The following is a 23,924-nucleotide window of genomic DNA, read 5'->3' as shown; positions in this document are numbered from 1 at the left end:
ATTCCCCAATAATTCCGCCTTGTACAGCAGCGACGGACGGATTTCCCTCTCCATCCAATAGATTTTAAAAATCAAAGACAAAGGCCGGATCAGTCTTGCTTGGCCGGCTCCGGTCTGTGGATCAGCGCGGAGGCCTCGATGACGAGAGGGCTCAAGTCGCTGTCTCCATGATCGATGATCTCGAAAAGCTGACGCCGCATGCGGGGCTCCCAGAATTTGTTGATATGCGTCGCGACACCCTGCGCCGATTCATGCGCCGGCTGCGTCTTGAAGAAGGTGGCGATCTGGTTGGCCATATAGACGAGCTTCGTCGCGGTCTTGCCGTGTGGTGTTTCGTCAGGCGACATCGGCGATGCTCCCCGGAGTAATACGCTGCGGATGGGTGAAAATCTCAAAATCGTCGCCGCGCACCAGCGCCACCAACGTCATGCCCGCCTCGTCAGCCGTGCGGATGGCAAGCGCCGTCGGCGCGGAAATGGCAACCAGAACCGAACTGCCCAGGATCGCCGCCTTCTGCACCATCTCGACCGACAGCCGGCTGGTGACCGCAACGACGCCATCGGCGCCCTTGTGACCGGAGCGAATGACTGCGCCGCAGAGCTTGTCCAGCGCATTGTGCCGCCCAACATCCTCGCGCACGGCGATCAGCCCCTGCCCCTGAACATAAAAGCCTGCCCCGTGCACGGCGCGGGTTTCGCGGTGCAAGGGCTGCGCATCATTGAGCAGCGCGATGGCGCGGACAATATCCTCATGCGACAGCGTCAGCTCGACGGCGGACACATCCGGCACCTTGCGCACCGCCTGCTCAATCGACTCGATGCCGCAAAGGCCGCAGCCAACCGGCCCGGCCATATGCCGCCGCCGAACGCGCAGCGCATCGGCGACGTCATCGACCAAGGTGATCTGCACATCGATCCCCTGCTCGTCTTCGACCGGTTCGACAGCGGCGATCTGGCCGATATCAGTGATGATGCCCTCGGTCAGGCTGAACCCGATGGCGAAGTCCTCGAGATCGTCAGGTGTTCCCATCATCACCGCATGCGAAGAGCCGCCATAGGAAAAGGCGATCGGCACCTCTTCTGGCACGATGCGGGAGCTGGAGCGGACGACGCCGTTGCGGCGCGCGGTTTCAGGGACGGTGGCGGTGGGTTTGAATTGGGTCATCGGCTTGTCGGGGTATCTCTCCACACATTCGAACTCACTCCGCAGCCTCCATTTTCCCAACAATCCGGCGAGATTGCCGGGCCTGTTCGTCATAGTCGATCTGCCATTGCGACGGGCCGTTCGATGGCGAGACCTGGACGGCCGTGACCTTATATTCCGGGCAATTGGTTGCCCAGTCGGAATAGTCGGTCGTGATGACATTCGCCTGCGTATCGGGATGATGGAAGGTCGTATAGACGACGCCTGGCGCAACGCGGTCGGTGATCAGCGCGCGCAACGTCGTATCGCCGGAGCGGCTGGCAAGCTTGATCCAGTCGCCCTCGCGAATACCGCGCTGCTCGGCATCGTGCGGATTCATCTCCAGCCGGTCCTCGGAGTGCCACATGACGTTCTCGGTACGCCGCGTCTGTGCGCCGACATTGTACTGACTGAGGATACGCCCGGTCGTCAGCAGCAGCGGGAAGCGCGGGCCGGTGCGTTCGTCGGTCGCGACATATTCTGTGCGGATGAACTTACCCTTGCCGCGCACGAAACCGTCGACATGCATGATCGGCGAGCCCAATGGCGTCTTCTCGTTGCAGGGCCACTGCACCGAGCCCATCTTCTCCAGATAGTCGTAGGAGACCAGTGCAAAGCTCGGCGTCGTCGCGGCGATTTCATCCATGATTTCGGAGGGATGCTGATAGTTCCAGCCAAGTCCCATGGCCTGCGCCATCTTTTGCGTCACTTCCCAGTCGGCATAGCCGTTGCGCGGGCTCATCACCTTGCGCACGCGGTTGATGCGACGCTCGGCATTGGTGAAGGTGCCATCCTTTTCCAGGAAGGTCGAGCCGGGCAGGAACACATGGGCGTAGTTGGCCGTCTCATTCAGGAAGAGATCGTGGACGATAACGCATTCCATCGCGGCAAGGCCGGCGGCGACATGCTTGGTGTCCGGATCGGATTGCAGGATGTCTTCGCCCTGGATGTAGAGGCCCTTGAACGTGCCATCGACGGCGGCGTCGAGCATGTTGGGGATACGCAGGCCCGGTTCGTTGTTGAGCTTCACGCCCCAGAGCTTTTCGAAGATATCGCGGGTCGCATCGTCGGAGATATGGCGATAGCCCGGTAGCTCATGCGGGAAGGAACCCATGTCGCAGGAGCCCTGGACATTGTTCTGGCCGCGCAGCGGGTTCACGCCGACGCCGGGACGGCCGATATTGCCGGTCACCATCGCAAGATTGGCGATCGCCATGACCGTCGTCGAGCCCTGGCTGTGCTCGGTGACGCCGAGGCCGTAGTAGATCGCGCCATTGCCGCCGTTGGCGAAGAGGCGAGCCGCGCCGCGCACCAGATCGGCGGGAACGTTGGTGAACTTTTCCGTCTCTTCCGGGCTATGCTGCGGCTCGGCAACGAAAGCAGCCCAATCCTCGAATTCCGACCAGTCGCAACGCTCGCGAATGAATTTTTCGTCGAACAGGCCTTCGGTGACGATGACATGGGCAAGCGCCGTCAGCAGGGCGACATTGGTGCCGGGCTTGAGCGGCAGGTGATAACTCGCCTCGACATGCGGCGTACGCACCAGATCGATGCGGCGCGGATCGATGACGATCAGCTTGGCGCCCTGACGCAGCCGCTTCTTCAGGCGCGAGCCGAAGACTGGATGGCCATCGGTCGGATTGGCGCCGATAACGATGACAACGTCGGAATGCTCAACGCTGTCGAAATTCTGCGTACCGGCTGAGGTGCCGAAGGCCTGGCCGAGGCCGTAGCCGGTCGGCGAGTGGCAGACGCGGGCGCAGGTATCGACATTGTTGTTGCCGAAGCCGGCGCGTATCAGCTTCTGCACCAGGAAGGTTTCTTCGTTGGTGCAGCGCGACGAGGTGATGCCACCGACGGATTCACGGCCATATTGATACTGGATGCGCCGGATTTCCGTGGCAACATGGGCGAAGGCCTCATCCCAAGTGACTTCGCGCCAGGGGTCGGTGATCTTCTCGCGCACCATCGGATTGAGAATGCGGTCCTTGTGGGTCGAATAGCCGTAGGCGAAGCGGCCCTTGACGCAGGAATGGCCGCGATTGGCCTGGCCATCCTTCCACGGCACCATGCGGACCAGTTCCTCGCCACGCATCTCCGCCTTGAAAGAACAGCCGACGCCGCAATAGGCGCAGGTGGTGACGACGGAATGCTCCGGCTGGCCGATCGCGATCACCGACTTCTCCGTCAGCGTCGCGGTTGGACAGGCCTGGACGCAGGCGCCGCAGGAGACGCACTCACTGTCGATGAAATGCTCATGCATGCCGGGCGACACACGCGAACCGAAACCCCGGCCCTCGATGGTCAGCGCGAACGTGCCCTGCACCTCTTCGCAAGCGCGCACGCAGCGGGAGCAGACGATGCACTTCGAAGGATCATAGGTGAAATAGGGATTGGACTCGTCCTTCGGCATCCATTTCAGATTGATGTCGCCGCTGTTGCGTGCCTTGACGTGATTGTCGCCCTCATAGCCATAGCGCACATCGCGCAGGCCAACGGCGCCGGCCATGTCCTGCAGCTCGCAGTCGCCATTGGCGGCGCAGGTCAGACAGTCGAGCGGATGGTCGGAGATATAGAGCTCCATCACGCCACGGCGGATATCCTTCAGCCGGTTGGTCTGGGTGTGCACCACCATGCCCGGCGAAACCGGTGTCGTGCAGGACGAAGGCGTGCCGTTGCGGCCTTCGATTTCGACGAGACAGAGGCGACAGGAGCCGAAAGCATCGACCATGTCGGTTGCGCAGAGCTTCGGCACCTGAATGCCGGCTTCCATCGAGGCGCGCATGATCGATGTGCCCTCGGGCACGGTGATCGGACGACCATCGACGGTCAGCGTCACCATGGTTTCGGAGCGGGAGGCGGGCGTGCCGTAATCGATTTCGGGAACGAGGGACATGGCTCTTACTCCGCCGCTTCAATCAAAGGGACCGGAGAGAAATCCTCCGGAAAATGCGTCATCGCGCTCATCACCGGATAGGGCGTGAAGCCCCCGAGCGCACAGAGCGAGCCGAACTTCATCGTGTTGCAGAGGTCGGCGAGCAGGACCCGGTTCTTCTCCGGCTCGATCCCACGCGCGATCTTGTCGGCTGTCTCCACACCGCGCGTCGAACCAATGCGGCAGGGCGTGCACTTGCCGCAGCTTTCGACTGCGCAGAACTCCATGGCGAAACGCGCCTGCTTCAGCATGTCGGCGGTGTCGTCGAAGACGACGATGCCGGCATGGCCGATCAGCCCGTCCTTGGCTGCGAAGGATTCGTAGTCGAAAGGCGTATCGAACAAAGCGCGCGGGAAATAGGCGCCCAGCGGTCCGCCGACCTGCACAGCTTTCACCGGTCGTCCCGTCGCGGTGCCACCGCCTATCTTGTCGATGATATCCCCAAGCGATAGGCCGAAGGCCGTCTCATAAAGGCCGCCATACTTCACATTGCCCGCGATCTGCAGCGGAATGGTGCCGCGCGAGCGACCCATGCCGAAGTCCCGATAGAAGGTCGCTCCCTTGTCCATGATCACAGGCACGGAGGCGAGCGAGATGACGTTGTTGATGACGGTGGGACAGTCGAACAGGCCCTTATGGGCTGGTAGCGGTGGCTTGGCGCGAACGATGCCGCGCTTGCCTTCCAGGCTGTTGAGAAGCGCCGTTTCCTCGCCGCAGACATAGGCGCCGGCGCCGGTGCGGATCTCGATATCGAAGGCCTTGCCGGAGCCGAGAACGGAAGCGCCGAGAATACCGGCGCGCCTGGCGACCTCGACCGCCTCCGTCATTACGGCGATGGCATGCGGATATTCCGAACGCGCATAGACGAAGCCTTTGGTCGCGCCCGTGGCAAGCCCGGCAATCGCCATGCCCTCGATCAAGACGAAGGGATCACCCTCCATGATCATCCGGTCGGCGAAGGTACCGCTATCGCCCTCGTCGGCATTGCAGACGATGTATTTGCGCGCTCCCGGCGCATCGAGCACGGTCTTCCACTTGATGCCGGTCGGAAAGCCCGCGCCACCACGGCCACGCAGGCCTGAATCCATGACCTCCGTGACGATATCAGCCGCAGCCATGCCGACAGCACGGCGCAGGCCCTTGAGGCCGCCATGGACTTCGTAATCTTCCAGCGAAAGGGACTCGATAACGCCGCATCGGGCAAAGGTCAGGCGGGTCTGTTCCCTAAGGAATGGGAGGTTTTCGACCTCCCCAAGACAGAGCGGATGCCCGCCGCCTTCAGCGAGCCCAGCGTCGAACAGCGCCGGCACGTCCTTGGCCTTCACCGGCCCATAGCCGATGCGCTTGCCACCGACTTCGACTTCAACCAGGGGCTCCAACCAGAACATGCCACGCGAGCCGTTGCGCACGATCTGCGCGTCCAGTCCACGGCCGGCGATCTGCCGCGCGACGGCTTCCGCCACCTTCTGAGCACCGAGCGAAAGAGCTGCGGCATCGCGGGGAACATAAATCTTCACCGTCATCGGCGCGCCTCCTTCACAAGATCTTCGGCACCTTCATCGTCGAGCCGGCCATACAGCTCGCCATCCAGCATCGCAGCCGGAGCGCAGGCGCAGAGCCCGAGACAGTAGACCGGCTCCAGCGTCACGCTGCCATCAAGCGTCGTCTGATGAAAATCGATACCGAGCAATCGCTTGACGCGCTCAGCCAGCTGATCGCCGCCCATCGACTGACAGGCCTCGGCGCGACAGAGTTTCAGGACATGTCGGCCAGCGGGATGATCGCGATAGTCATGATAGAAGGTCATGACACCATGCACTTCGGCGCGCGACAAATTCAATGCCTTGGCGATCAGCGGCAGCGTATCCTGCGGCACATAGCCGAACTCTTCCTGGATCCCGTGCAAGATCGGCAGGAGCGGACCTTCCATCGATTTCATGGCTTCGATAATGACGCCGGCACGGGCCGCGATTGCGCTCGAGCCAAGATGCAAACTCATAAGCAGCCCTCCCAGGCTTCTCCTCCGTAAACGCGCGACGACGCGGGCCTACATTCAGAGAGTCGCAGGGAAGAAGCGAGGGATCAATAAGGCAGTCTCGTCAAACGATAGAAAATTCCTATCGACCTTTATCGCTCTCCGCGAGCAATCGCGCCTCGTGCAACAGGGCCGAGACGAGCGGGGTAAACGGCTCACGATGGGTGGCGACCAGGCCGACGAGATGTTCGGCATCCGGCTCGGTGATCGGGATCTTGCGAATATCGGCGGGAAAACCGAAGGAATCGGCGATATTCTTCGGCATGATGCTCGCCCAGCGCCCGGTCTGGACATGGGAAAACAACACGATCATCGAATTGGATTCCAGCGTCGGTCTGACTGTCGCGCCGGCTTCGGCAAGGTGCCGATTGATGATGCGGCGGTTCTGCATGTCTGCGGTCAATAGACAAAGCCGAAGATCGCCCACTTCTTTCCAAGTCACAGTCGCGCGCTCGGAGAGCGGACTGCCCGCCGCCGTGATCAGATGATAGCGCTCGGCATAAAGCGGCACGCTGGTGACGCGCCCAAGCGGCTCGTTTTCCAGATAGGTGATGCCGGCATCGATCTCGAGATTTTCGAGCAGGCTCAGCACCTGCAGCGAATTGCGCGAGATGATGGAGAAGGTGACATCGGGATGCCGCTCCTGAAACGGCGCGGTGATCTTCGGCACCATGGCGAGCGCCGTTGGGATAGCCGCGATGCGGATATGGCCGGCAAGGCCCTTGTGCGCCGCCCGCATCTCCTCGCGCATCGTCCTGGCGTCACCAACGATCCGCCGCGCCCATTCGAGCACCCGCTGCCCTTCCGGGGTCAACCCCTGGAAGCGCGAACCACGACTGACAAGCATGACCCCGAGCTGATCCTCCAGCTGCCGGATCGCCGCCGACAAGGTCGGCTGCGTCACTCCGCATTCCTCCGCGGCACGGCCGAAATGCTTCTGGTTGGCAAGCGCGATGAAGAATTCCAGCTTGTCGATCATTCAACTCTCCCGAGAGGAAGAGTTAAACGGCCCAAGGCATGAGCGCAACATTGGAAAAGGAGAGGCGGAACCAACAGAGGCCACAGCCTTCCCTTTCAGATCAGATCGCCGGGTTCCCACTCACGGATGAGGATCGGGAAACCCATGCCGCTCGGAAAGTGCGGCAAGGATCTTGTCCTTGTCGGAAATGAAGGCACGACCCTCAAACACGCCGGTTTGATATTTCGACGTTTCACCATCCGCCAACACCAGCAGCGGCAGGGACTGATTTCCCTCCCCGACCAACGCGATGACGGGAAGCCTTGGCCGCGGCCACGCAATCCGCTCGACATCAAGCCGTTGTGCCAGCGCGGGAAATGATGCCAGAACCCCTTCCATCAAGGCACAATGCCAGCAATAGAAGCGCCGGCCGGGATAAGCGGGGTCCTCAAAATCGGGGCGCAGCAAAAAGAGTTTATCGCGGGTCATCATCGGTTCCGTCTATCTCGAACGATGAGAAGCGCAGCAATCCGTACGCGGCAAGCATCTCCTGGCGCCACGATCAGGAATCGAAACCGCAGAAAACCTCCCGCAGCGATTCGACCACGTCGCAGATTTCGGTACCGGCGACAGCATAATAGACGAGCCGGCCCTCGCGGCGTGTTTCGACCAGCTTCTCCAGCCGCAGCCGCGCCAGATGCTGCGACACCACCGCCTGCTGCAGACCGAGGATAGCCTCGATCTCCATCACGGTCTTTTCTTGCTTGGCCAACAGGAAGAGAATGATCAGGCGTGTCTCGTGCGACAGTGCCTTCAACAAAACGCTCGCCCGTCTGGCTCTCGCGTTCAGTTCTTCAACATTATGCTCCGCAATGCCACCAGGCGGTGGAGACAACGACATAGGACAGCCTCAGGCGATAAATTCGCATACAGATATGCGTATAATATTATGAATTGGGTGCCCGTTCAAAAAATGGCGGAACACCAAAAAAGGTCCATTTTATCAGCAGATAAGCTGCCCGCCATTAATCTCGATCACCTGCCCGGTGATGTAGCCGGATAAGCTCGGCGCCGCCAGGAAAAGATAGGTGGGCGCACAATCTTCCGCCGTGCCGAGGCGCTGCAATGGAATAGACCGGCGCGTCTGCTCCAACTTCTCCTTCGAGGAATAACGCTCGTGGAAATCGGTGGCGATGGTTCCCGGCGACACGCAGTTCACCCGGATGCCGTCCGGCGCCAGCTCCCGCGCCAGCGCTTTCGAATAGGTGGCGACGAAGGCCTTGGAGGCGGAATAGATCGCCGATCCCGGACTGCCGCCTGTGAGCGCCGAGATCGATACCGTATTGACGATCGCCGCCTGCCCGGCGCTCCTGAGCTGCGGCAGCAAGGCCCTTGTCACCTCTACAACGGAGGTCTGGTTGAGCTGGACGATCCGGCCATATTGCTCGTCGGTCAATTCGCCGGCGGGAAAGCGGCCGAGCATGGTGCCGGCATTGTTGACCAGCACGTCGATACGGTCGAATACGCCCGCAGCCGCAGCGGCGAAATCCTTCGTACCGTTCTCGCTGCTAAAGTCGGCCGGAATGAGAAAAGCGCGGCGGTCAAGCTCGGCCTCCAGCAGAAAATCCGGCAGCTCGCGTTTGCCGTCACGCCCGACATGGACGAGAACGCGCGCACCGCAATCGAGAAACTGCCGTGCCACCTCCAGCCCGATGCCGCGGCCGGCGCCGGTGATCACGACGTTGCGATTTTCGAATAGCTTCGGATGAAACATGATGGCCCTCTCAAATCGCAGAATCCGCGCACCGACAATTGCGGAATTTTCACTTTATCATATGATGATGAAAAAACGAAAGAAAGGGAGCGCAGATTATGTTCCTATCGGGACGGCAAACAGAGATTCTGGAGATCGCCAAGACTGAGGGGCGTGTGCTGGTGGAGGAACTGGCGTCGCGCTTTTCCGTGACACCGCAGACCATCCGCAAGGACCTGAACGATCTCTGCGACGGACGTGTCCTGTCGCGGGTCCACGGTGGTGCGATTTTTCCGGGTGGCACGGAAAACGTCAAATATGAAGCACGCCGCTCCATCGCCGCCCCGGAAAAGCAGGCGATCGGCCGGGCTGCCGCCGGGCTCATCCCCAATAACAGCTCGCTTTTCATCAATATCGGCACCACGACGGAAGCGGTCGGCGAGGCCCTTCTCGGCCATCACGAATTGATGGTCATCACCAACAATATCAACGTTGCCAATAAGTTACGGATTTTCCCATCGATCGAGGTCGTCATCGCCGGCGGCGTCGTGCGCGGCTCGGACGGCGGCATTGTCGGCGAGGCGGCGGTTGATTTCATCCGGCAGTTCAAGGTGGACTACGCCGTCATCGGCACCTCCGCCATAGACGCCGACGGCGCGCTTCTCGATTTCGATTTCCGCGAAGTGAAAGTGGCGCAGGCGATCATCGCCAATGCCCGCCATGTCATCCTGGTGGCCGACAGCACCAAGTTCGAACGCACCGCCCCGGTCCGCATCGGCCATCTGTCGCAGGTCCATACCTTCGTCACCGACGAATGTCGGATCGAATCCGTGCGTATCGCCGCCGCCGAACACGGCGTTCGCCTGGTCGAAACCGCACGCCGGCAGAGTTGACCACACGCAGAGCCCATCAAGAAACGTTCGTTTGACATTCGTATTGATTTCGCTTTAGATGGATTGATTTTCGAATTATCCATCTTCCAAGATGGCGGGGGCTTTGCGGAGGGGCGCGTGAGCGAGCAGATCCACGACATTTTCGTCATTGGCGGCGGCATCAACGGCTGCGGCATCGCCCGTGACGCCGTCGGGCGCGGCTACAAGGTCGCGCTTGCCGAAATGAACGATTTCGCCTCCGGCACATCGTCCGGCGCCACCAAGCTGATCCATGGCGGCCTGCGCTATCTCGAACATTACGAATTCCGCCTGGTGCGCGAATCGCTGATGGAGCGCGAAGTGCTCTGGGCGATGGCGCCGCACATCATCTGGCCGATGCGTTTCGTCCTGCCCTATCACAAGGGCGGCATCCGTCCGGCCTGGCTCATCCGCCTCGGCCTTTTCCTTTACGACCATCTTGGCGGTCGCAAGCTGCTGCCGCCGACGGCGACGCTCGACATGAAGACCGACCCGGCAGGTAAGCCGCTGAAGTCGCTGTTCACCAAGGCATTCGAATATTCCGACGGCTGGGTGGATGACGCCCGCATGGTCGTGCTCAACGCCCGCGACGCCGCCGATCGCGGCGCCACGATCATGCCGCGCACCAAGGTCATATCGGCCCGCCGTGACGGCGCCCTCTGGACGATCGAAACTGAGGACACCGTCACCGGCGAGAAGCGCCTCTTCAAGTCGCGCATGCTGATCAATGCCGCCGGCCCGTGGGTCGATCATGTCCTCTCCGACGCGTTTGGCACCAACCAGGCCCACAATGTCCGCCTGGTGCAGGGCAGCCACATCGTCGTCCGCAAAAAATTCAACGATCCGCGCGCCTATTTCTTCCAGAATCCGGATAATCGCATCATCTTCGCCATTCCCTACGAACAGGACTTCACCCTGATCGGCACCACGGACCGCGACTATAAGGACGATCCGAAGGATGTGAGGATTTCCGAAGAGGAAACCACCTATCTCTGCAACGCCGCCAGCGAATATTTCAAGGAGCCGGTTCGCCCCGAGGATATCGTCTGGACCTATTCCGCCGTGCGCCCGCTCTATGACGACGGCGCCACCAAGGCGCAGGAAGCGACCCGCGACTACGTGCTGAAGGTCGAGGGCGCGGAAGGTCAGGCACCGCTGCTCAACGTCTTCGGCGGCAAGCTCACCACCTATCGTCGCCTGAGCGAACATGCGCTGGAAAAGATCGGCGAAGCCATCGGCCTCAAGGGCACGCCATGGACGGCCAAGAGCTCCCTACCCGGCGGCGATTTCCCGGCCAAGGGTTACGAAGCCGAAGTGGTCAAGCTGAAGGCGCGTTATCCCTTCCTCACCGACCCGCACGCCCGCCGGCTGGTGCGCCGCTACGGCACCCGCGCCACCATGATCCTCGGAGACGCAAAGACCATCGCCGATCTCGGCCGCAGCTTCGGCAGCGATCTCTACGAGGCGGAAGTGCGCTATCTGATGGCACATGAATGGGCCTATACCGCCGCCGATGTCCTCTGGCGCCGTTCGAAGAAGGGGCTCTACCTCTCGAAGGACCAGGCCGCTGCGCTGGACGACTATATGGCCGGCACGCGGGTCCACGCATAAGTTCCCACCCTTACCCTTCGGGATCGAGCAATCTCGGCCCCGGCCCTTCCTCAGCCAGCACATCCCAGGGATTGCGCAGCGGACAGCTCTGCATCGAAAGACAGCCGCAACCGATGCAGCCGTCGAGCTGATCGCGCAGGCCCTGCAGCCGCCTGATCCGCGCATCCAGATCGTTCTTCCATTGCGCCGATAGATCCCGCCAGTCGGCACCCGTCGGCGTCCGGCTTTGCGGCAGCGTGTCGAGCGCTGCCTGGATTTCGGCAAGCGGGATACCCACGCGCTGCGCCACCTTGATCACCGCCACGCGGCGCAGCACCTCGCGGGCGTAACGCCGCTGGTTGCCACGACTGCGGTGGCTCTCGATCAGCCCCTTTGCCTCGTAGAAATGTAGCGCCGAGACGGCAACGCCGCTACGTGCCGCCACCTCGCCCACCGTCAACAATCTGGAAAATGTTTCAGAGTCTATTTTTGTCATGACAGGCTATTGACCTCAACTTTACTTGAGGTTTTATAGCTCTTGCTCCAAAGCGCGTAAAGCAGGAGCAACGCATGACAGAACCCACCCGCCTGGCAATCCTCTACGGCAGTACCCGCAAGGGCCGGCTATGCGACCGCGTGGTTAATTGGGTCGTCCGGGAACTGGCGCACTATCCGCTCATCGATATCGACGTCATCGATCCGCTCGATTTCGGCCTGCCGGTTCACCATGACGGCGAACATCCGGCGGTGGCAGCTCTTGCCGCACGGCTCTCGGACGCCGATGCCTTCATCGTCGTCACTCCGGAATACAATCACAGCTTCACGGCCTCGCTGAAATTCGTGCTCGATCTCGTCTACGAGCCGTGGCAAGGCAAGCCGGTCGCCTTCGTTTCCTATGGCGGCATTTCCGGCGGGCTGCGCGCAGTCGAGCAGTTGCGGCTGGTGTTTGCGGAATTGCACGCGGTCACCGTGCGCGACACCGTCAGCTTCGCCAATCCCTGGGGCCGGTTCGCCGAAGACGGCTCTCTCGAAAACCCGATCGAGGCGCGCCAATCGCTGGTGCGGATGATCGCGCGGCTGCATTGGTGGAGCGCGGCATTGAAGCCCGCCCGGGAGACACGCCCCTATCGCTCCGTCGCGGCTTAAGCGTTCGTCCACAATAGCCAACACCGCTCTTCCGTTTCTGGCAGGTACGGAAGACCGGCTCGGCGCCCGGGCCTGCGCCGCATACGCCCGGGCGCCTTTCTCCTCCTCAGTCGATCAAGCCACACCCTTGCCGACGCCGCCTCGATGGCCTAACCCAATATCTAGGCGGTTCCAGAGGGACGAGGATGGAGAAAGAGACGCGGCTGGGAGGAGCGGATTTCGTGCGCGCTGTAGCGTGCCTGATGGTGCTTGCCCACCATCTCGTGCTGCGAATGGACTTCAGCTACCTCCCCGATGCCCTGGCCCTGCCGCTCATTCTCGCACGCTTCGGCAATTACGGCGTCTCGGTCTTCTTTGTGCTCAGCGGCTTTTTGCTGTCGCGGCCCTTCTGGCTGGCGCTGGATAAGGGCTTGCCGCCGCCTTCGCTGACAATCTACGCCATGCGCCGGGCCGCCCGCATCCTGCCGGGCTTCTGGTTTGCCCTGACGGTCGGCTTCATCTTGAGTTTCACTGTCTATGATTTTCCGCTCGATCGCGAACTGGCCGGGCGCTACGTCTCCGGTTTCTTCCTGATGAGCCAGTGGCATTGGCGCACTTTCTTCCCGGTAGAGGATAACGGGCCGCTTTGGTCCATCCCCTTCGAGACGACCTGCTATGTGCTGCTGCCGATCGCTTTCCTGCTGCTCTTCAGCCCAGCCCTGAGACTGCGCACTGCCCTGCCTGCCCGTATGTTCTGGCTCGGCATCATCGCTTTAGCGCTTCTGGGCCATTGGCTGATCGTCACCTATATCCCGCTCGACAGCGTCGGGCGGGGCTGGGAGCATGGCTTCCAGGGCGGCGCAAAGGAGTGGATGCCACGCTATAATCCGATTGGTTTCTTTGCGATCTTTGCCATCGGCGCCCTGGCGTCAGGCATCCAGACCATGATCCCCAGCAAGCGCTCGCTGCTCTTTGATGTCCTGGCCAGCCTCGCTATGGTCATCGGCATCGCCGAAATCTGGATATCCGTCAGCGGTAGCTGGGAAGGTTACGGCTGGCTCGGCATTCCCTATCGCTTTCCGGTCTTTCCGCTCGCCGTTGCCGGCGCCCTCTGTGCCCTGCCGCAATCGATCGCCCTTCGCCACGTTCTCGACAATCGTCTCAGCCGCTATATCGCCACCGTCTCCTTCGGCGTCTATATCTGGCAGGATATCGTCTTGTTGTTGATGAAGAAGCTATTCCCCTGGACCTTCGGGACCGGCTCCGATGACGTGTTCGGCGGATGGTTCACCTCGAGCCTCATCGCAACCACCATCATCTTTGCGATCGGCACCCTCAGCTATGTCTTCCTGGAGCGCCCCGTCATGCGCTGGGCTCGTGCCCGCGAGCAATCGACAAGCAAGATCGTCCAAGCCTGATAAAAAGGCCGCCAAACGGACACCGCTGGACGGCAAAGAAGCTCGACTAGGGTTGCCGAGCATCCCGTCAGATACGCGTGGCTTTCAAGCGTTCCTCATCGAGAACAACCCCAAGGCCCGGTGCCTCTCCAAGATCCAGCCAACCATCCTGATGCGTGAGCGGCGACGCCATCGGAAAGTCACGTCGCGCCTCGCTCCATTCCGGATTGTCGTAGGGATATTCGAGCCAGGCCACATCGCCGACGCCCGCGCTCAGATGCGCGTTCGCCAGCACACCGATGCCGTTCGTCCAGGAGTGCGGGGTGAACTGCACGCCGGCCTCGCGCGCCTGATAGGCCAGCCGCCGGCAGCCGGTGATACCGCCGACAAGCGCCACGTCGGGCTGGACGACATCGAAGGCGCGTTCCTCGATGATATCGCGGAATTCATAGAGCTCGCGCGTCATCTCGCCGCCGGCGATGCGCAGCGATGTGGCCTGCTTCAGCTCTTTCATGCCCTTGCGGTCGGAGCGGTGCAGCGGCTCTTCCATCCAGTAGACGCCGAGCCGTTCCAGCTCCCTTGCCACCGTCAGCGCGTCCTTGAAGGTCCAGGACAACGTCGTGTCCCAGGGCATGCGCCAACCCTGATTGCAGTCGACCATAAGCTCCAGCCGGTCGCCGACCCGGGCGCGGACTGCCTCCAGCGCCTTTACATCGTCGCGCCAGCTGCTGCGGCCGCCTGACGACGAGGAAAAGCGCACTTTCATCGCCGGAAAGCCTTCGGCGATATAGCGCTCCGCCTGCTCCGCCATTGCGGCAGGCTCACGCAGGACGCCGGAGGAGGCGTAGAGCCGCACGCGGCTGGCACGGCCGCCAAGCATGCGCCAGACCGGCTCCCCGGTGATCTTGCCGGAGAGGTCCCACAGCGCCAGATCCATCGGCCAGCAGCGGCCATAGTGGAAATTGATGTGCGACAGGACTTCGTAATGGCGCTCGAGATGGCGCGGATCCTCACCGATGAACAGATCCTCATGCCCCTCGAAACCCTTCATTAGGTCGCCGGAGCCAATGCCTTCGCGACCCTCGTCATCGCGAATACGGACGATCGTCGCGTCGAAATTCCGGCGGGGCCGGCCGTCCCAGCTTGCCTTGAACGGCGGATCGAGCAGCAACCGATGATGGCTGATCTCGATGGAAACGATCCTGCTCATGATAGTGCCTCCCCGTGAACCTCAGCCGAACTGCTGCCAGATGGTCTTGTAGTCACAATATTTGTCGATCGCGTGCACCGAGCGGTCACGGCCGAAACCGGATTGCTTGAAGCCGCCGAACGGCGTGGCGAAATTCGACATGTCATAGGTGTTGATCCACACCGTACCCGCATGGATCGCCTCGGAAAAGCGATGGGCTCGGTCCATGTCCCTGGTGAAAACGGCACCGGCAAGGCCATAGATTGTGTCGTTGGCGATCTTCAGCGCCTCCTCCTCCGTATCGAAGGGAATAGCAGCCAGCACCGGCCCGAAAATTTCCTGCCGCGCCAGGCTCATGTCGTTGGTCATGTCGACGAAGACGCCGGGCGAGACATAATAGCCGCCGGTTTCGCTCAGCACCCGCTTGGCCCCGAAGGCGCGGCGTGCGCCCTCCTTCTCGCCGGTAGCGATCATCGAAAGCACCTTGTTCATATGCTCCTCCTCGATCAGCGCGCCGATCTGGGCGGCAGGGTCGAGCGGATGCTTCAGCGCGATGTCGGATTGCGTCACCGCCTCGATCTTTTCGATCAACTTATCCTGCACGGAGCGCTGCACGATCAGTCGCGTCGAGGCATGGCAGGTCTCGCCGGAATTGTAGAAGCAGCCCCAGGCGACAGCACTCGCGGCCACATCGAGATCCGCATCTTCGAAGACGACCAGCGGCGACTTGCCGCCAAGTTCCAGCGCCACGCGCTTGACGTTCGATTGCGCCGCATAGCCCATAATCAGCTTGCCGACCTCGGTCGAGCCGGTGAAGGCGATCATGTCGACATCCATGTGCAGCGCCAGCGGCTTGCCGGTCTCCTCGCCGTAACCGGTGACGACGTTGAGGACGCCGGCGGGCAGGCCCGCTTCGAAGCCAAGCTCAGCAAGCCGGATGGCCGAGAGCGAGGATTGCTCCGCCGGCTTCAACACCACGGAATTGCCAGCGGCGATCGCTGGCCCAAGCTTCCAGGCATCGATGATCATCGGATAGTTCCAGGGTGTGATCGCGCCGATGACGCCGAGCGGCACCTTGCGCACGAGAGCGCGGGCATTCGGGCCGGTCGGCGCGATCTCGTCATAGATCTTGTCGATCATCTCTCCATAGAACTGGATGCCGTCGGCGCAGAGGCGGACATCGACGGTGAGCGACGCCATGACCGGCTTGCCGACATCCAGCGTCTCCAGCATGGCGAGCTCCTCGCCATGGGCACGGATCAGCTCGGCCCATTTCAGCATGATCCTCTTCTTTTCCAGCGGCTCCTTCTTGCGCCAGACACCGCTTTCGAAGGTGGTGCGGGCGGCCACGACGGCAGCATCGATATCGGCGGCATTGCCACGCCCCAATTGCGCGCCCGGTCTGCCATCCATCGGGCGGATACGGGTGAAGGTCTCGCCGGAAGAAGAAGCCCGATAGGCGCCGTCGATAAAATGCCGCCCCTCGAGCTTCAGGCCGGAGAGAACGTTCTCCCAATAGTCGCGCGTATAGTCCTTGGTCATCTCAAATTCCTTTCGGCAGCGCCATGATGGCGGCGGCGAAGCGGTCGATCTCGGCATCCGTCACATCGCGGACGGTCGAACGCCGCATCGGCTGGTTTTCCGGCGCGCGCATTTCCTGCTCCAGATCGGCCTCATCGAAGGGCTTGAAGGCGGACGGCAGGGCGCGGACGATGCCGCAGCGATCCATCCAGCCGGAGACGAAGGCGGGCAGCGCGGCGGCACTTTCAAGACCGCAGGCTTTCGCGGCGGCATTGAGCTCATCCGTGCCGGCCTCGACCAGCCATGGCAGCGTTGCCTCAAAGCCGAGCGCGGTCGCCAGCCCATGGTGGACTGGTGCAAGGCCGGCCAGCGCATGACTGATATTATGCGCGATTGCCGTGCCGCAATTGTCGATGGCGATACCGGCAAAGCAGGAGCCGAGCAGCACATCGCCCCGCGCCTCGAGATTGCCGGGCTCTCTTACCGCCGTCTCCAGCGAGCCCGTGATCAGCCGCAGCGCCTGATGCGCGTAGAACTGCGCGCCGGGATGCGTGTTGCGGTTCGTCGCCGCCTCAAAGGCATGGATGAAGGCATCGAGGCCGCACCAGGCGGTGAGGCTGGCGGGCAGCGTCGTGGTCAGCACCGGGTCGAGGATGACGAGATCGGCCTTGGTTTCCGGCCCCCAGATCCAGAGCTTTTTGCCCTCCGGACCGGCGAAGATGTTGGTGGCCGAAGTCTCCGAACCGGTGCCGGCGGTGGTCGGCACCAGGATCTTCTTCAACGGCGTCTTTGGCAGCGGGTTGACGGCCAGCGCATAGAACATCGGATCGGCGCCGGAAGCGGCGCAACAGGCGGCGATCTTGGCGATATCCAGGGCCGAGCCGCCACCGACGCCGATCACCATATCCACGCCCTTGGCCGTCACCAGAGCTGCGCGAAGATGCGCGAGCTTCGGCTCACCGGAGAAATCCGAGAAGACCTCTGTCGAGATCCCTGCCCCGGCCAGATCGGCCTTGATCCTGTCGGCAAGACCCGATTGCGCCAGGAACGCATCGATTACCAGAAGAGTAGCAGTGACCCCCTCGAAGGATTTGACGGCGGCGGCAAGGTCAGCGAGTGCGCCGTCACCGAAGCGGATGTCAGGAATAGCAGAGATGGAGAAGGACACGGCAGATCACCCAGGAAAATGCGGTCGATTACGATGTCCTCATCCTGCATCACAATTTCAGCTCTTCAAATCCGCGCATTTATCGGGGATATTGATGATCTGAAGTTATGGAGAGACGATGCTCGAGAAAATACCGCTGGAGGCCTTCCGCGTGTTCGATACCGCGGCCCGGGCGATGAACTTTTCCCGCGCCGGCCGTGAGCTGAACATCACCCAAGCGGCCGTCAGCCGGCGTATCAAGGGGCTGGAGGATCACTTAGGCGCTATTCTCTTCACCCGGCGCGGCCGGAACCTGGCGCTGACGCCGGAGGGCGAGCGGCTGTCTCAGCGCGTGCGGGCAACACTCGAATATCTGGAGGAGAGCCTGGAGCCATTCCGCACCGGCGCCGGCGAAATCATTTCCATCGCCGCCAGTGGTTCAATCTCGCATCTCTGGCTCGGGAAGAGGCTCAGGGATTTCGGCAAGGAAAGCCCCGGCATTTCCGTACGCCTGCTGACCACGGACGTCCACTCGGAGCTGGCATCGGAGACCAACGATCTCATCATCATCTACTCCACAGGCGAACATCCACGCTGGAACCTGACGCCGCTGATGAAGGAAGTGCTGGTGCCGATCGCCTCGCCGGACTACCTCGCAAGTCGCGGCCTCGACCCGCAGGCGCTGACATCGGCCGATATCGCCGGTCTGGATCTGATCGACTACGAGCGCGCCAACGCCCACTGGATCAGCTTTCGCCAATGGTTCGGCCGCATCGGCGATCCGTTGAAGGGTAAGCTGCCGCGACCACGGCTCTCCTTCTCCACCTATATCATGGCGGTCGAAGCTGCCTTGCGCGGCGAGGGCATCGCACTCGGCAGCCTTGGGCTCATCGAAGACTATCTGCGCTCCGGCGCACTGGTCACGATCGGCAACGACCAGGTCGAAAGTGGCTTCGGCTACTATCTTGGCGCGCCGCGTTTCCGAACCCTCTCGGCTGAGGCCGGACAGTTGCACCGGCACCTGCTGGCAAACCAATAGCCTCGGCAGCACAACAAAAAAAGCGGCCGGGAAAGGCCGCTTTCGTTCGAAACCACTGACTGAACTCTAGGGATCAATCCTTCTGGATCGAGCCGCTCAGATGCGTGAGTTCCATGATGAAATGCTCAAGGCGGGACTTGTGCTCGTGATGCTCCGCATCTTCGAGTTCGGCCTTGGCGGCATTGATGCGGCGCGTCAGCTCATCCTGGTTCAGATCTTCAACCGGGATAGCGGACTCGGCCAGCAGCGTGCAGCCGGTCGGCAGAATGTCGGCGAAACCGCCGAACACGACGTAATCCTGCTTCTTGCCCGAAGCCGAATGCACCTTGACGACGCCCGGCTTGATCGTGGTCATGGTCGGCGCATGGTGGGCCATGACGGTCATCTCACCTTCGCTGGCGGGAATGACGACATCGATAACCTGCTCCGACAGAAGCAGACGCTCTGGAGACACCAGTTCGAAATTGAAATTGTCAGCCATGACCGCTCACTTCTCGATTGTCTTTATTTCAAGGCAACGGCGCACGAAAAACCGCGCGCCGTTGGATTGGCCTTATCAGGCAGCCAGCTTCTTGGCCTTTTCGATCGCTTCTTCGATCGAGCCGACCATGTAGAAAGCAGCTTCCGGCAGATGATCGTAGTCGCCGTTGACCAGGCCCTTGAAGCCCTTGATCGTGTCTTCGAGGGCGACGAGCTTGCCCGGCGAACCGGTGAAGATTTCGGCGACGAAGAACGGCTGCGACAGGAAACGTTCGATCTTACGGGCGCGGGCAACGGCCAACTTGTCTTCTTCCGACAGTTCGTCCATGCCCAGGATCGCGATGATGTCCTGGAGAGCCTTGTAGCGCTGCAGGGTCGACTGGACCTTACGAGCGATTTCATAGTGCTCTTCGCCGACGACCAGCGGGTCGAGCATGCGCGAGGTGGAGTCGAGCGGGTCGACGGCCGGGTAGATACCCTTTTCAGCGATCGAGCGCGACAGAACCGTCGTTGCGTCCAAGTGGGCGAACGAGGTAGCCGGCGCCGGGTCGGTCAAGTCGTCGGCCGGAACGTAAATGGCCTGAACCGAGGTGATCGAGCCCTTGGTCGTCGTGGTGATGCGTTCCTGCATCTGACCCATGTCGGTAGCAAGCGTCGGCTGATAACCAACGGCCGAAGGAATACGGCCGAGCAGAGCCGACACTTCCGAACCTGCCTGGGTGAAGCGGAAGATGTTGTCGACGAAGAACAGAACGTCCTGGCCTTCATCGCGGAAGTTTTCAGCAACCGTCAGACCGGTCAGAGCGACGCGAGCGCGGGCGCCCGGCGGTTCGTTCATCTGGCCGTAAACCAGCGCAGCCTTGGAGCCTTCGCCGCCGCCATGCTTGTTGACGCCGGATTCGATCATTTCGTGGTAAAGGTCGTTGCCTTCGCGGGTACGTTCACCCACGCCTGCGAATACCGAGTAACCACCATGCGCCTTGGCGACGTTGTTGATCAATTCCATGATCAGAACGGTCTTGCCGACGCCGGCGCCGCCGAACAGGCCGATCTTGCCGCCCTTTGCGTAAGGTGCGAGCAGGTCGACGACCTTGATGCCGGTGACCAGGATCTGGCCTTCGGTGGACTGCTCGACGTAAGACGGAGCTTCCTGGTGGATCGAGCGCTTGGTAGCGGTAACCAGCGGACCGGCTTCGTCAACCGGCTCGCCGATGACGTTCATGATACGGCCGAGCGTTTCGTAACCGACCGGAACCGAGATCGGCGCGCCGGTGTCGGAAACGGGCTGGCCGCGGACCAGACCTTCGGTGGAGTCCATGGCGATCGTGCGGACCGAGTTTTCGCCGAGGTGCTGCGCGACTTCCAGAACAAGGCGGCTGCCATTGTTGCTGGTTTCGAGAGCATTCAGGATCTTCGGCAGATCGCCATCGAAATGAACGTCAACGACGGCGCCGATAACCTGCGTAACCTTGCCGACCGAAACTGCGGCCTTAGCTGCGTCAGCCATAATCTTACCCTCTTTTCCTAACCTCAGAGCGCTTCCGCGCCCGAAATGATTTCAATCAATTCCTTGGTGATCTGCGCCTGGCGCTGGCGGTTGTAGCTCAGCGTCAGTTTGTTGATCATTTCACCGGCATTGCGCGTCGCATTGTCCATGGCGCTCATCTTGGAGCCCATTTCGCCGGCGACGTTCTCGAGGAGCGCGCGGAAAATCTGGACCGAGATGTTGCGCGGGATCAGGTCCGCAAGGATCGAAGCCGCATCCGGCTCGTATTCATAAACAGCACCCTTGTGGGCGGCATCTTCCTCAACAACGGCAGGAGCCGAAGCCGGGATAAGCTGCAATCCCGTCGGCACCTGGCTGATTACCGACTTGAACTCGGAATAGAACAGCGTGCAGACGTCAAATTCGCCGGCTTCGAACATCTCTATTATGCGCTTGCCGAGGGCGTCGGCATTCTCGAAGCCCACGCGCTTAACGTCGCGCAGTTCCTTGCGCTCGATGATCAGCGAAGCATACTCGCGGCGCAGAATATCGTAGCCCTTCTTGCCGACCGTGAAGATCTTCACGGTCTTGCCTTCGGCGAGCAGCTTGCGGACGTGATCGCGGGCAAAGCGCGCGATCTGCGAATTGAAGCCGCCGCAAAGGCCGCGTTCAGCCGTGCAGACCACGAGCAGATGCACATCGCTCTTGCCGGTGCCCGTCATCAGAAGCGGCGCACCGTCAGCATCGCTGACGGCTGCCGTGATGTTGGCAAGAACGGCGCCCATGCGCTGCGAATAGGGCCGTGCGGCCTCAGCCGCCTCCTGGGCACGCCGAAGCTTCGCCGCGGCGACCATTTTCATCGCCTTGGTGATCTTCTGCGTCGCCTTGACGGAGGCGATCCGGTTTTTCAGATCCTTAAGTGAAGGCATCCGGTATCCGTCCTAGAAGTGAGGTCCGATCAGGCGAAAGACTTGGCGTAGCTGTCGAGAGCAGCCGTAAGCTTGCTCTTGGTCGCGTCGCTGATGGCCTTTTCGGTGCGGATCGTATCGAGGAGTTCCTTGCCTTCCGAGCGGAGGTACGAAAGCAGACCCTGCTCGAACTTGCCGATCTGCGGAACAGCGATCTTGTCGAGGTAGCCGTTGACGCCGGCGAAGATTACCGCAACCTGCTCTTCCACCTTCAGCGGCGAGAACTGCGGCTGCTTCAGGAGTTCGGTCAGGCGTGCGCCGCGGTTCAGCAGGCGCTGCGTTGCGGCATCAAGGTCCGAACCGAACTGAGCGAAGGCGGCCATTTCACGATACTGGGCGAGTTCGCCCTTGATCGAGCCGGCAACCTGCTTCATCGCCTTGATCTGCGCGGACGAACCAACGCGCGAAACCGACAGACCGACGTTAACGGCCGGACGAATGCCCTGATAGAACAGGTCGGTTTCGAGGAAGATCTGGCCGTCGGTGATCGAGATCACGTTGGTCGGAATGAAGGCCGAAACGTCGTTGCCCTGCGTTTCGATGACCGGCAGAGCGGTCAGCGAACCGGCGCCCAATTCGTCGTTCATCTTAGCAGCGCGCTCAAGGAGACGCGAATGCAGGTAGAAAACGTCGCCCGGATAGGCTTCGCGGCCCGGCGGGCGGCGCAGCAGCAGCGACATCTGACGGTATGAAACGGCCTGCTTCGACAGATCGTCATAGCCGATCAGGGCGTGCATGCCGTTGTCGCGGAAATATTCGCCCATGGCGCAACCGGCAAACGGTGCCAGGAACTGCATCGGAGCCGGATCGGACGCCGTTGCAGCAACAATGATCGAGTACTTCAGGGCGCCGCGCTCTTCGAGCACCTTGACGAACTGAGCAACGGTCGAACGCTTCTGACCGACGGCGACGTAGACGCAGTACAGCTTTTCGCTGTCCGGGCCGACATCGTGGATGGCCTTCTGGTTCAGGATCGTGTCGAGAATGATGGCGGTCTTGCCGGTCTGGCGGTCACCGATGACCAGCTCGCGCTGGCCGCGGCCGACCGGGATCAGCGCGTCGATAGCCTTGAGGCCGGTCGACATCGGCTCATGAACCGACTTGCGCGGGATGATGCCCGGAGCCTTGACGTCGACGCGCGAACGGCGGGTCGCGTTGATCGGGCCCTTGCCGTCGATCGGGTTGCCGAGGGCGTCAACGACGCGGCCGAGCAGTTCCGGACCGACCGGAACGTCGACGATCGCGCCAGTACGCTTGACGGTGTCGCCTTCCTTGATGTCGCGGTCGGAGCCGAAGATGACCACGCCGACATTGTCGGATTCGAGGTTCAGGGCCATACCACGAATGCCGCCGGGGAACTCGACCATTTCGCCGGCCTGGACATTGTCCAGACCGTAGACGCGGGCGATACCGTCACCGACGGAAAGAACCTGGCCGACTTCGGAGACTTCGGCTTCTTGGCCGAAATTTTTAATCTGATCTTTCAGAATTGCGGAAATTTCCGCGGCGCGGATATCCATCAGCCGACCTCTTTCAATGCAAGCTTAAGGGTAGAGAGTTTGGTGCGAAGGGACGTATCGATCTGGCGCGAACCGACCTTAACGATCAGACCACCCAGGATCGACGGATCGACCGTGACGGCAATCGCCACGTCCTTGCCGGTTACGCCCTTCAGCGCCGCCTTCAATTCATTTTCCTGCGCCTTCGTCAGCGCATGAGCCGAGGTGATCTCGGCGGAAACTTCTCCGCGATGCTGCGCGGCAATAATACGGAAAGCCTTGACCATGCCCGGCAGCGCAAAAAGGCGCCGGTTCTTTGCCACGACTTTGAGGAAATTGGTAAAATAGGCGCCGAAGCCTGCCTTGGTCGCCAGAGCCTGAACTGCACCAACCTGCTCTTCAGCCGAAAAGACCGGGCTGGAGATGAAACGCTTCAGATCACCGCTGTCATCCAGCATGGCTTGAAACCGATCGAGATCGGCGGTCACTGCCGGAACAGCACCCTCCTCAAGGGCCAGCTCGAACAATGACGAGGCATATCGCTCTGCAACACCAGAAATATGCTGGGATGTGTCTGCCACGGGCACAAAATTCCCTGATTTCAACCCAAGAGTTCAGCTTCCGGGGCACGGAAGCCACATGCTCTTGAATTCGTTTTGATTTCCCCCAGAAATCAACAGGAGCTTCCTCCTGCCGCATCCGAAATTCG

23 protein-coding genes are annotated in these 23,924 nt (G+C 61.3%); 5 read left to right on the top strand and 18 right to left on the bottom strand.

The annotated features are described in order from the left end of the window. Positions 1–89 precede the first annotated feature (89 nt). From RRH01S_RS11395 to RRH01S_RS11355, 9 genes are all read right to left on the bottom strand, one after another. On the bottom strand, positions 90–347 hold the full coding sequence (locus RRH01S_RS11395; protein ID WP_007690081.1) for a formate dehydrogenase subunit delta: 258 nt from the start codon (positions 345–347) through the stop codon (positions 90–92). Then, complete coding sequence (fdhD, locus tag RRH01S_RS11390) at positions 337–1,164, bottom strand: formate dehydrogenase accessory sulfurtransferase FdhD (protein WP_042471686.1); 828 nt, start codon at positions 1,162–1,164, stop codon at positions 337–339. Before fdhD ends, RRH01S_RS11395 begins: the two co-directional genes overlap by 11 nt. Positions 1,165–1,198: 34 nt before the next feature. Then, complete coding sequence (gene fdhF, locus RRH01S_RS11385; RefSeq protein WP_042471682.1) at positions 1,199–4,078, bottom strand: formate dehydrogenase subunit alpha; 2,880 nt, start codon at positions 4,076–4,078, stop codon at positions 1,199–1,201. Positions 4,079–4,083: 5 nt separating this feature from the next. After that, the gene (locus RRH01S_RS11380) at positions 4,084–5,640 is read right to left on the bottom strand and encodes a formate dehydrogenase beta subunit (protein ID WP_042471678.1); all 1,557 of its coding nucleotides are present in this window, start codon (positions 5,638–5,640) and stop codon (positions 4,084–4,086) included. Further along, the gene (locus RRH01S_RS11375) at positions 5,637–6,056 is read right to left on the bottom strand and encodes a formate dehydrogenase subunit gamma (protein ID WP_374188751.1); all 420 of its coding nucleotides are present in this window, start codon (positions 6,054–6,056) and stop codon (positions 5,637–5,639) included. The genes RRH01S_RS11380 and RRH01S_RS11375 overlap by 4 nt, the downstream gene beginning before the upstream one ends. Before the next feature lie 178 nt (positions 6,057–6,234). Continuing rightward, positions 6,235–7,131, bottom strand: a complete 897-nt coding sequence (locus RRH01S_RS11370; RefSeq protein ID WP_012652634.1) for a LysR family transcriptional regulator — start codon at positions 7,129–7,131, stop codon at positions 6,235–6,237. Between the two features lie 120 nt (positions 7,132–7,251). After that, entirely contained in the window at positions 7,252–7,599 is a 348-nt protein-coding gene (locus tag RRH01S_RS11365; protein ID WP_012652635.1) for a DUF3088 domain-containing protein, read from the bottom strand. A gap of 73 nt (positions 7,600–7,672) precedes the next feature. Next, positions 7,673–8,011, bottom strand: a complete 339-nt coding sequence (locus RRH01S_RS11360; protein WP_034521629.1) for an ArsR/SmtB family transcription factor — start codon at positions 8,009–8,011, stop codon at positions 7,673–7,675. A gap of 102 nt (positions 8,012–8,113) precedes the next feature. Then, entirely contained in the window at positions 8,114–8,884 is a 771-nt protein-coding gene (locus RRH01S_RS11355; RefSeq protein ID WP_007690093.1) for an SDR family NAD(P)-dependent oxidoreductase, read from the bottom strand. Positions 8,885–8,982: 98 nt separating this feature from the next. On the opposite strand from RRH01S_RS11355, the gene RRH01S_RS11350 reads away from it, so the two are divergent. Continuing rightward, positions 8,983–9,756 (top strand): DeoR/GlpR family DNA-binding transcription regulator, encoded by a 774-nt coding sequence (locus RRH01S_RS11350; RefSeq protein WP_007690094.1) that lies wholly within the window; start codon positions 8,983–8,985, stop codon positions 9,754–9,756. Positions 9,757–9,873: 117 nt separating this feature from the next. Beyond that, complete coding sequence (glpD, locus tag RRH01S_RS11345) at positions 9,874–11,385, top strand: glycerol-3-phosphate dehydrogenase (protein ID WP_037218908.1); 1,512 nt, start codon at positions 9,874–9,876, stop codon at positions 11,383–11,385. Between the two features lie 10 nt (positions 11,386–11,395). Here the strand turns inward: glpD and soxR are convergent, their stop codons facing one another. After that, positions 11,396–11,860 (bottom strand): redox-sensitive transcriptional activator SoxR, encoded by a 465-nt coding sequence (gene soxR, locus RRH01S_RS11340; RefSeq protein ID WP_007690096.1) that lies wholly within the window; start codon positions 11,858–11,860, stop codon positions 11,396–11,398. 74 nt (positions 11,861–11,934) lie between these two features. Between soxR and RRH01S_RS11335 the strand changes: the two genes are divergently transcribed. Together RRH01S_RS11335 and RRH01S_RS11330 are read left to right on the top strand one after the other, a co-directional pair. Continuing rightward, entirely contained in the window at positions 11,935–12,510 is a 576-nt protein-coding gene (locus RRH01S_RS11335) for an NADPH-dependent FMN reductase (RefSeq protein ID WP_007690097.1), read from the top strand. Between the two features lie 185 nt (positions 12,511–12,695). Beyond that, a complete protein-coding gene (locus RRH01S_RS11330) occupies positions 12,696–13,907 on the top strand; it encodes an acyltransferase family protein (RefSeq protein ID WP_042471671.1) in 1,212 nt (403 codons plus the stop codon). A gap of 67 nt (positions 13,908–13,974) precedes the next feature. Here the strand turns inward: RRH01S_RS11330 and RRH01S_RS11325 are convergent, their stop codons facing one another. Genes RRH01S_RS11325 through RRH01S_RS11315 form a run of 3 tightly spaced genes read right to left on the bottom strand, consistent with a single transcriptional unit; the run spans position 13,975 to position 17,764 of the window. Then, positions 13,975–15,096, bottom strand: coding sequence for a mandelate racemase/muconate lactonizing enzyme family protein (locus RRH01S_RS11325; protein WP_042471668.1), 1,122 nt, complete (start codon positions 15,094–15,096; stop codon positions 13,975–13,977). A gap of 21 nt (positions 15,097–15,117) precedes the next feature. Beyond that, positions 15,118–16,617: an aldehyde dehydrogenase gene (locus RRH01S_RS11320; RefSeq protein ID WP_012652643.1), complete on the bottom strand. Its 1,500-nt coding sequence runs from the start codon at positions 16,615–16,617 to the stop codon at positions 15,118–15,120. A gap of 1 nt (position 16,618) precedes the next feature. Then, positions 16,619–17,764, bottom strand: coding sequence for an iron-containing alcohol dehydrogenase (locus RRH01S_RS11315; RefSeq protein WP_042471664.1), 1,146 nt, complete (start codon positions 17,762–17,764; stop codon positions 16,619–16,621). A gap of 118 nt (positions 17,765–17,882) precedes the next feature. Between RRH01S_RS11315 and RRH01S_RS11310 the strand changes: the two genes are divergently transcribed. Continuing rightward, a complete protein-coding gene (locus RRH01S_RS11310; RefSeq protein WP_012652645.1) occupies positions 17,883–18,782 on the top strand; it encodes a LysR substrate-binding domain-containing protein in 900 nt (299 codons plus the stop codon). Between the two features lie 73 nt (positions 18,783–18,855). Here RRH01S_RS11310 and RRH01S_RS11305 read toward each other — a convergent pair whose 3' ends face one another. From RRH01S_RS11305 to RRH01S_RS11285, 5 genes are all read right to left on the bottom strand, one after another. Beyond that, positions 18,856–19,263, bottom strand: coding sequence for a F0F1 ATP synthase subunit epsilon (locus RRH01S_RS11305; protein WP_012652646.1), 408 nt, complete (start codon positions 19,261–19,263; stop codon positions 18,856–18,858). A gap of 75 nt (positions 19,264–19,338) precedes the next feature. Beyond that, positions 19,339–20,769, bottom strand: a complete 1,431-nt coding sequence (atpD, locus tag RRH01S_RS11300; RefSeq protein WP_034521637.1) for a F0F1 ATP synthase subunit beta — start codon at positions 20,767–20,769, stop codon at positions 19,339–19,341. A gap of 23 nt (positions 20,770–20,792) precedes the next feature. Beyond that, a complete protein-coding gene (locus RRH01S_RS11295; RefSeq protein ID WP_012652648.1) occupies positions 20,793–21,677 on the bottom strand; it encodes a F0F1 ATP synthase subunit gamma in 885 nt (294 codons plus the stop codon). Between the two features lie 29 nt (positions 21,678–21,706). After that, the gene (gene atpA, locus RRH01S_RS11290) at positions 21,707–23,236 is read right to left on the bottom strand and encodes a F0F1 ATP synthase subunit alpha (protein WP_034521639.1); all 1,530 of its coding nucleotides are present in this window, start codon (positions 23,234–23,236) and stop codon (positions 21,707–21,709) included. After that, positions 23,236–23,802, bottom strand: a complete 567-nt coding sequence (locus RRH01S_RS11285) for a F0F1 ATP synthase subunit delta (RefSeq protein ID WP_007690120.1) — start codon at positions 23,800–23,802, stop codon at positions 23,236–23,238. The genes atpA and RRH01S_RS11285 overlap by 1 nt, the downstream gene beginning before the upstream one ends. Between the last annotated feature and the right edge of the window lie 122 nt (positions 23,803–23,924).

The organism is Rhizobium rhizogenes NBRC 13257, from assembly GCF_000696095.1.
In the GTDB taxonomy this organism is placed as follows: domain Bacteria; phylum Pseudomonadota; class Alphaproteobacteria; order Rhizobiales; family Rhizobiaceae; genus Rhizobium; species Rhizobium rhizogenes.
The sequence above is the reverse complement of the archived record's forward strand: the minus strand, read 5'-3'. Positions and strand labels throughout refer to the sequence as shown.

Excerpts from the sequence above, each read along its gene's own strand:
- RRH01S_RS11395 (WP_007690081.1), bottom strand. The coding sequence starts at position 347 with ATGTCGCCTGACGAAACACCACACGGCAAGACCGCGACGAAGCTCGTC.
- fdhD (WP_042471686.1), bottom strand. The coding sequence starts at position 1,164 with ATGACCCAATTCAAACCCACCGCCACCGTCCCTGAAACCGCGCGCCGC.
- fdhF (WP_042471682.1), bottom strand. The coding sequence starts at position 4,078 with ATGTCCCTCGTTCCCGAAATCGATTACGGCACGCCCGCCTCCCGCTCC.
- RRH01S_RS11380 (WP_042471678.1), bottom strand. The coding sequence starts at position 5,640 with ATGACGGTGAAGATTTATGTTCCCCGCGATGCCGCAGCTCTTTCGCTC.
- RRH01S_RS11375 (WP_374188751.1), bottom strand. The coding sequence starts at position 6,056 with ATGAAATCGATGGAAGGTCCGCTCCTGCCGATCTTGCACGGGATCCAG.
- RRH01S_RS11370 (WP_012652634.1), bottom strand. The coding sequence starts at position 7,131 with ATGATCGACAAGCTGGAATTCTTCATCGCGCTTGCCAACCAGAAGCAT.
- RRH01S_RS11365 (WP_012652635.1), bottom strand. The coding sequence starts at position 7,599 with ATGACCCGCGATAAACTCTTTTTGCTGCGCCCCGATTTTGAGGACCCC.
- RRH01S_RS11360 (WP_034521629.1), bottom strand. The coding sequence starts at position 8,011 with ATGTCGTTGTCTCCACCGCCTGGTGGCATTGCGGAGCATAATGTTGAA.
- RRH01S_RS11355 (WP_007690093.1), bottom strand. The coding sequence starts at position 8,884 with ATGTTTCATCCGAAGCTATTCGAAAATCGCAACGTCGTGATCACCGGC.
- RRH01S_RS11350 (WP_007690094.1), top strand. The coding sequence starts at position 8,983 with ATGTTCCTATCGGGACGGCAAACAGAGATTCTGGAGATCGCCAAGACT.
- soxR (WP_007690096.1), bottom strand. The coding sequence starts at position 11,860 with ATGACAAAAATAGACTCTGAAACATTTTCCAGATTGTTGACGGTGGGC.
- RRH01S_RS11335 (WP_007690097.1), top strand. The coding sequence starts at position 11,935 with ATGACAGAACCCACCCGCCTGGCAATCCTCTACGGCAGTACCCGCAAG.
- RRH01S_RS11330 (WP_042471671.1), top strand. The coding sequence starts at position 12,696 with ATGGAGAAAGAGACGCGGCTGGGAGGAGCGGATTTCGTGCGCGCTGTA.
- RRH01S_RS11325 (WP_042471668.1), bottom strand. The coding sequence starts at position 15,096 with ATGAGCAGGATCGTTTCCATCGAGATCAGCCATCATCGGTTGCTGCTC.
- RRH01S_RS11320 (WP_012652643.1), bottom strand. The coding sequence starts at position 16,617 with ATGACCAAGGACTATACGCGCGACTATTGGGAGAACGTTCTCTCCGGC.
- RRH01S_RS11310 (WP_012652645.1), top strand. The coding sequence starts at position 17,883 with ATGCTCGAGAAAATACCGCTGGAGGCCTTCCGCGTGTTCGATACCGCG.
- RRH01S_RS11305 (WP_012652646.1), bottom strand. The coding sequence starts at position 19,263 with ATGGCTGACAATTTCAATTTCGAACTGGTGTCTCCAGAGCGTCTGCTT.
- atpD (WP_034521637.1), bottom strand. The coding sequence starts at position 20,769 with ATGGCTGACGCAGCTAAGGCCGCAGTTTCGGTCGGCAAGGTTACGCAG.
- RRH01S_RS11295 (WP_012652648.1), bottom strand. The coding sequence starts at position 21,677 with ATGCCTTCACTTAAGGATCTGAAAAACCGGATCGCCTCCGTCAAGGCG.
- atpA (WP_034521639.1), bottom strand. The coding sequence starts at position 23,236 with ATGGATATCCGCGCCGCGGAAATTTCCGCAATTCTGAAAGATCAGATT.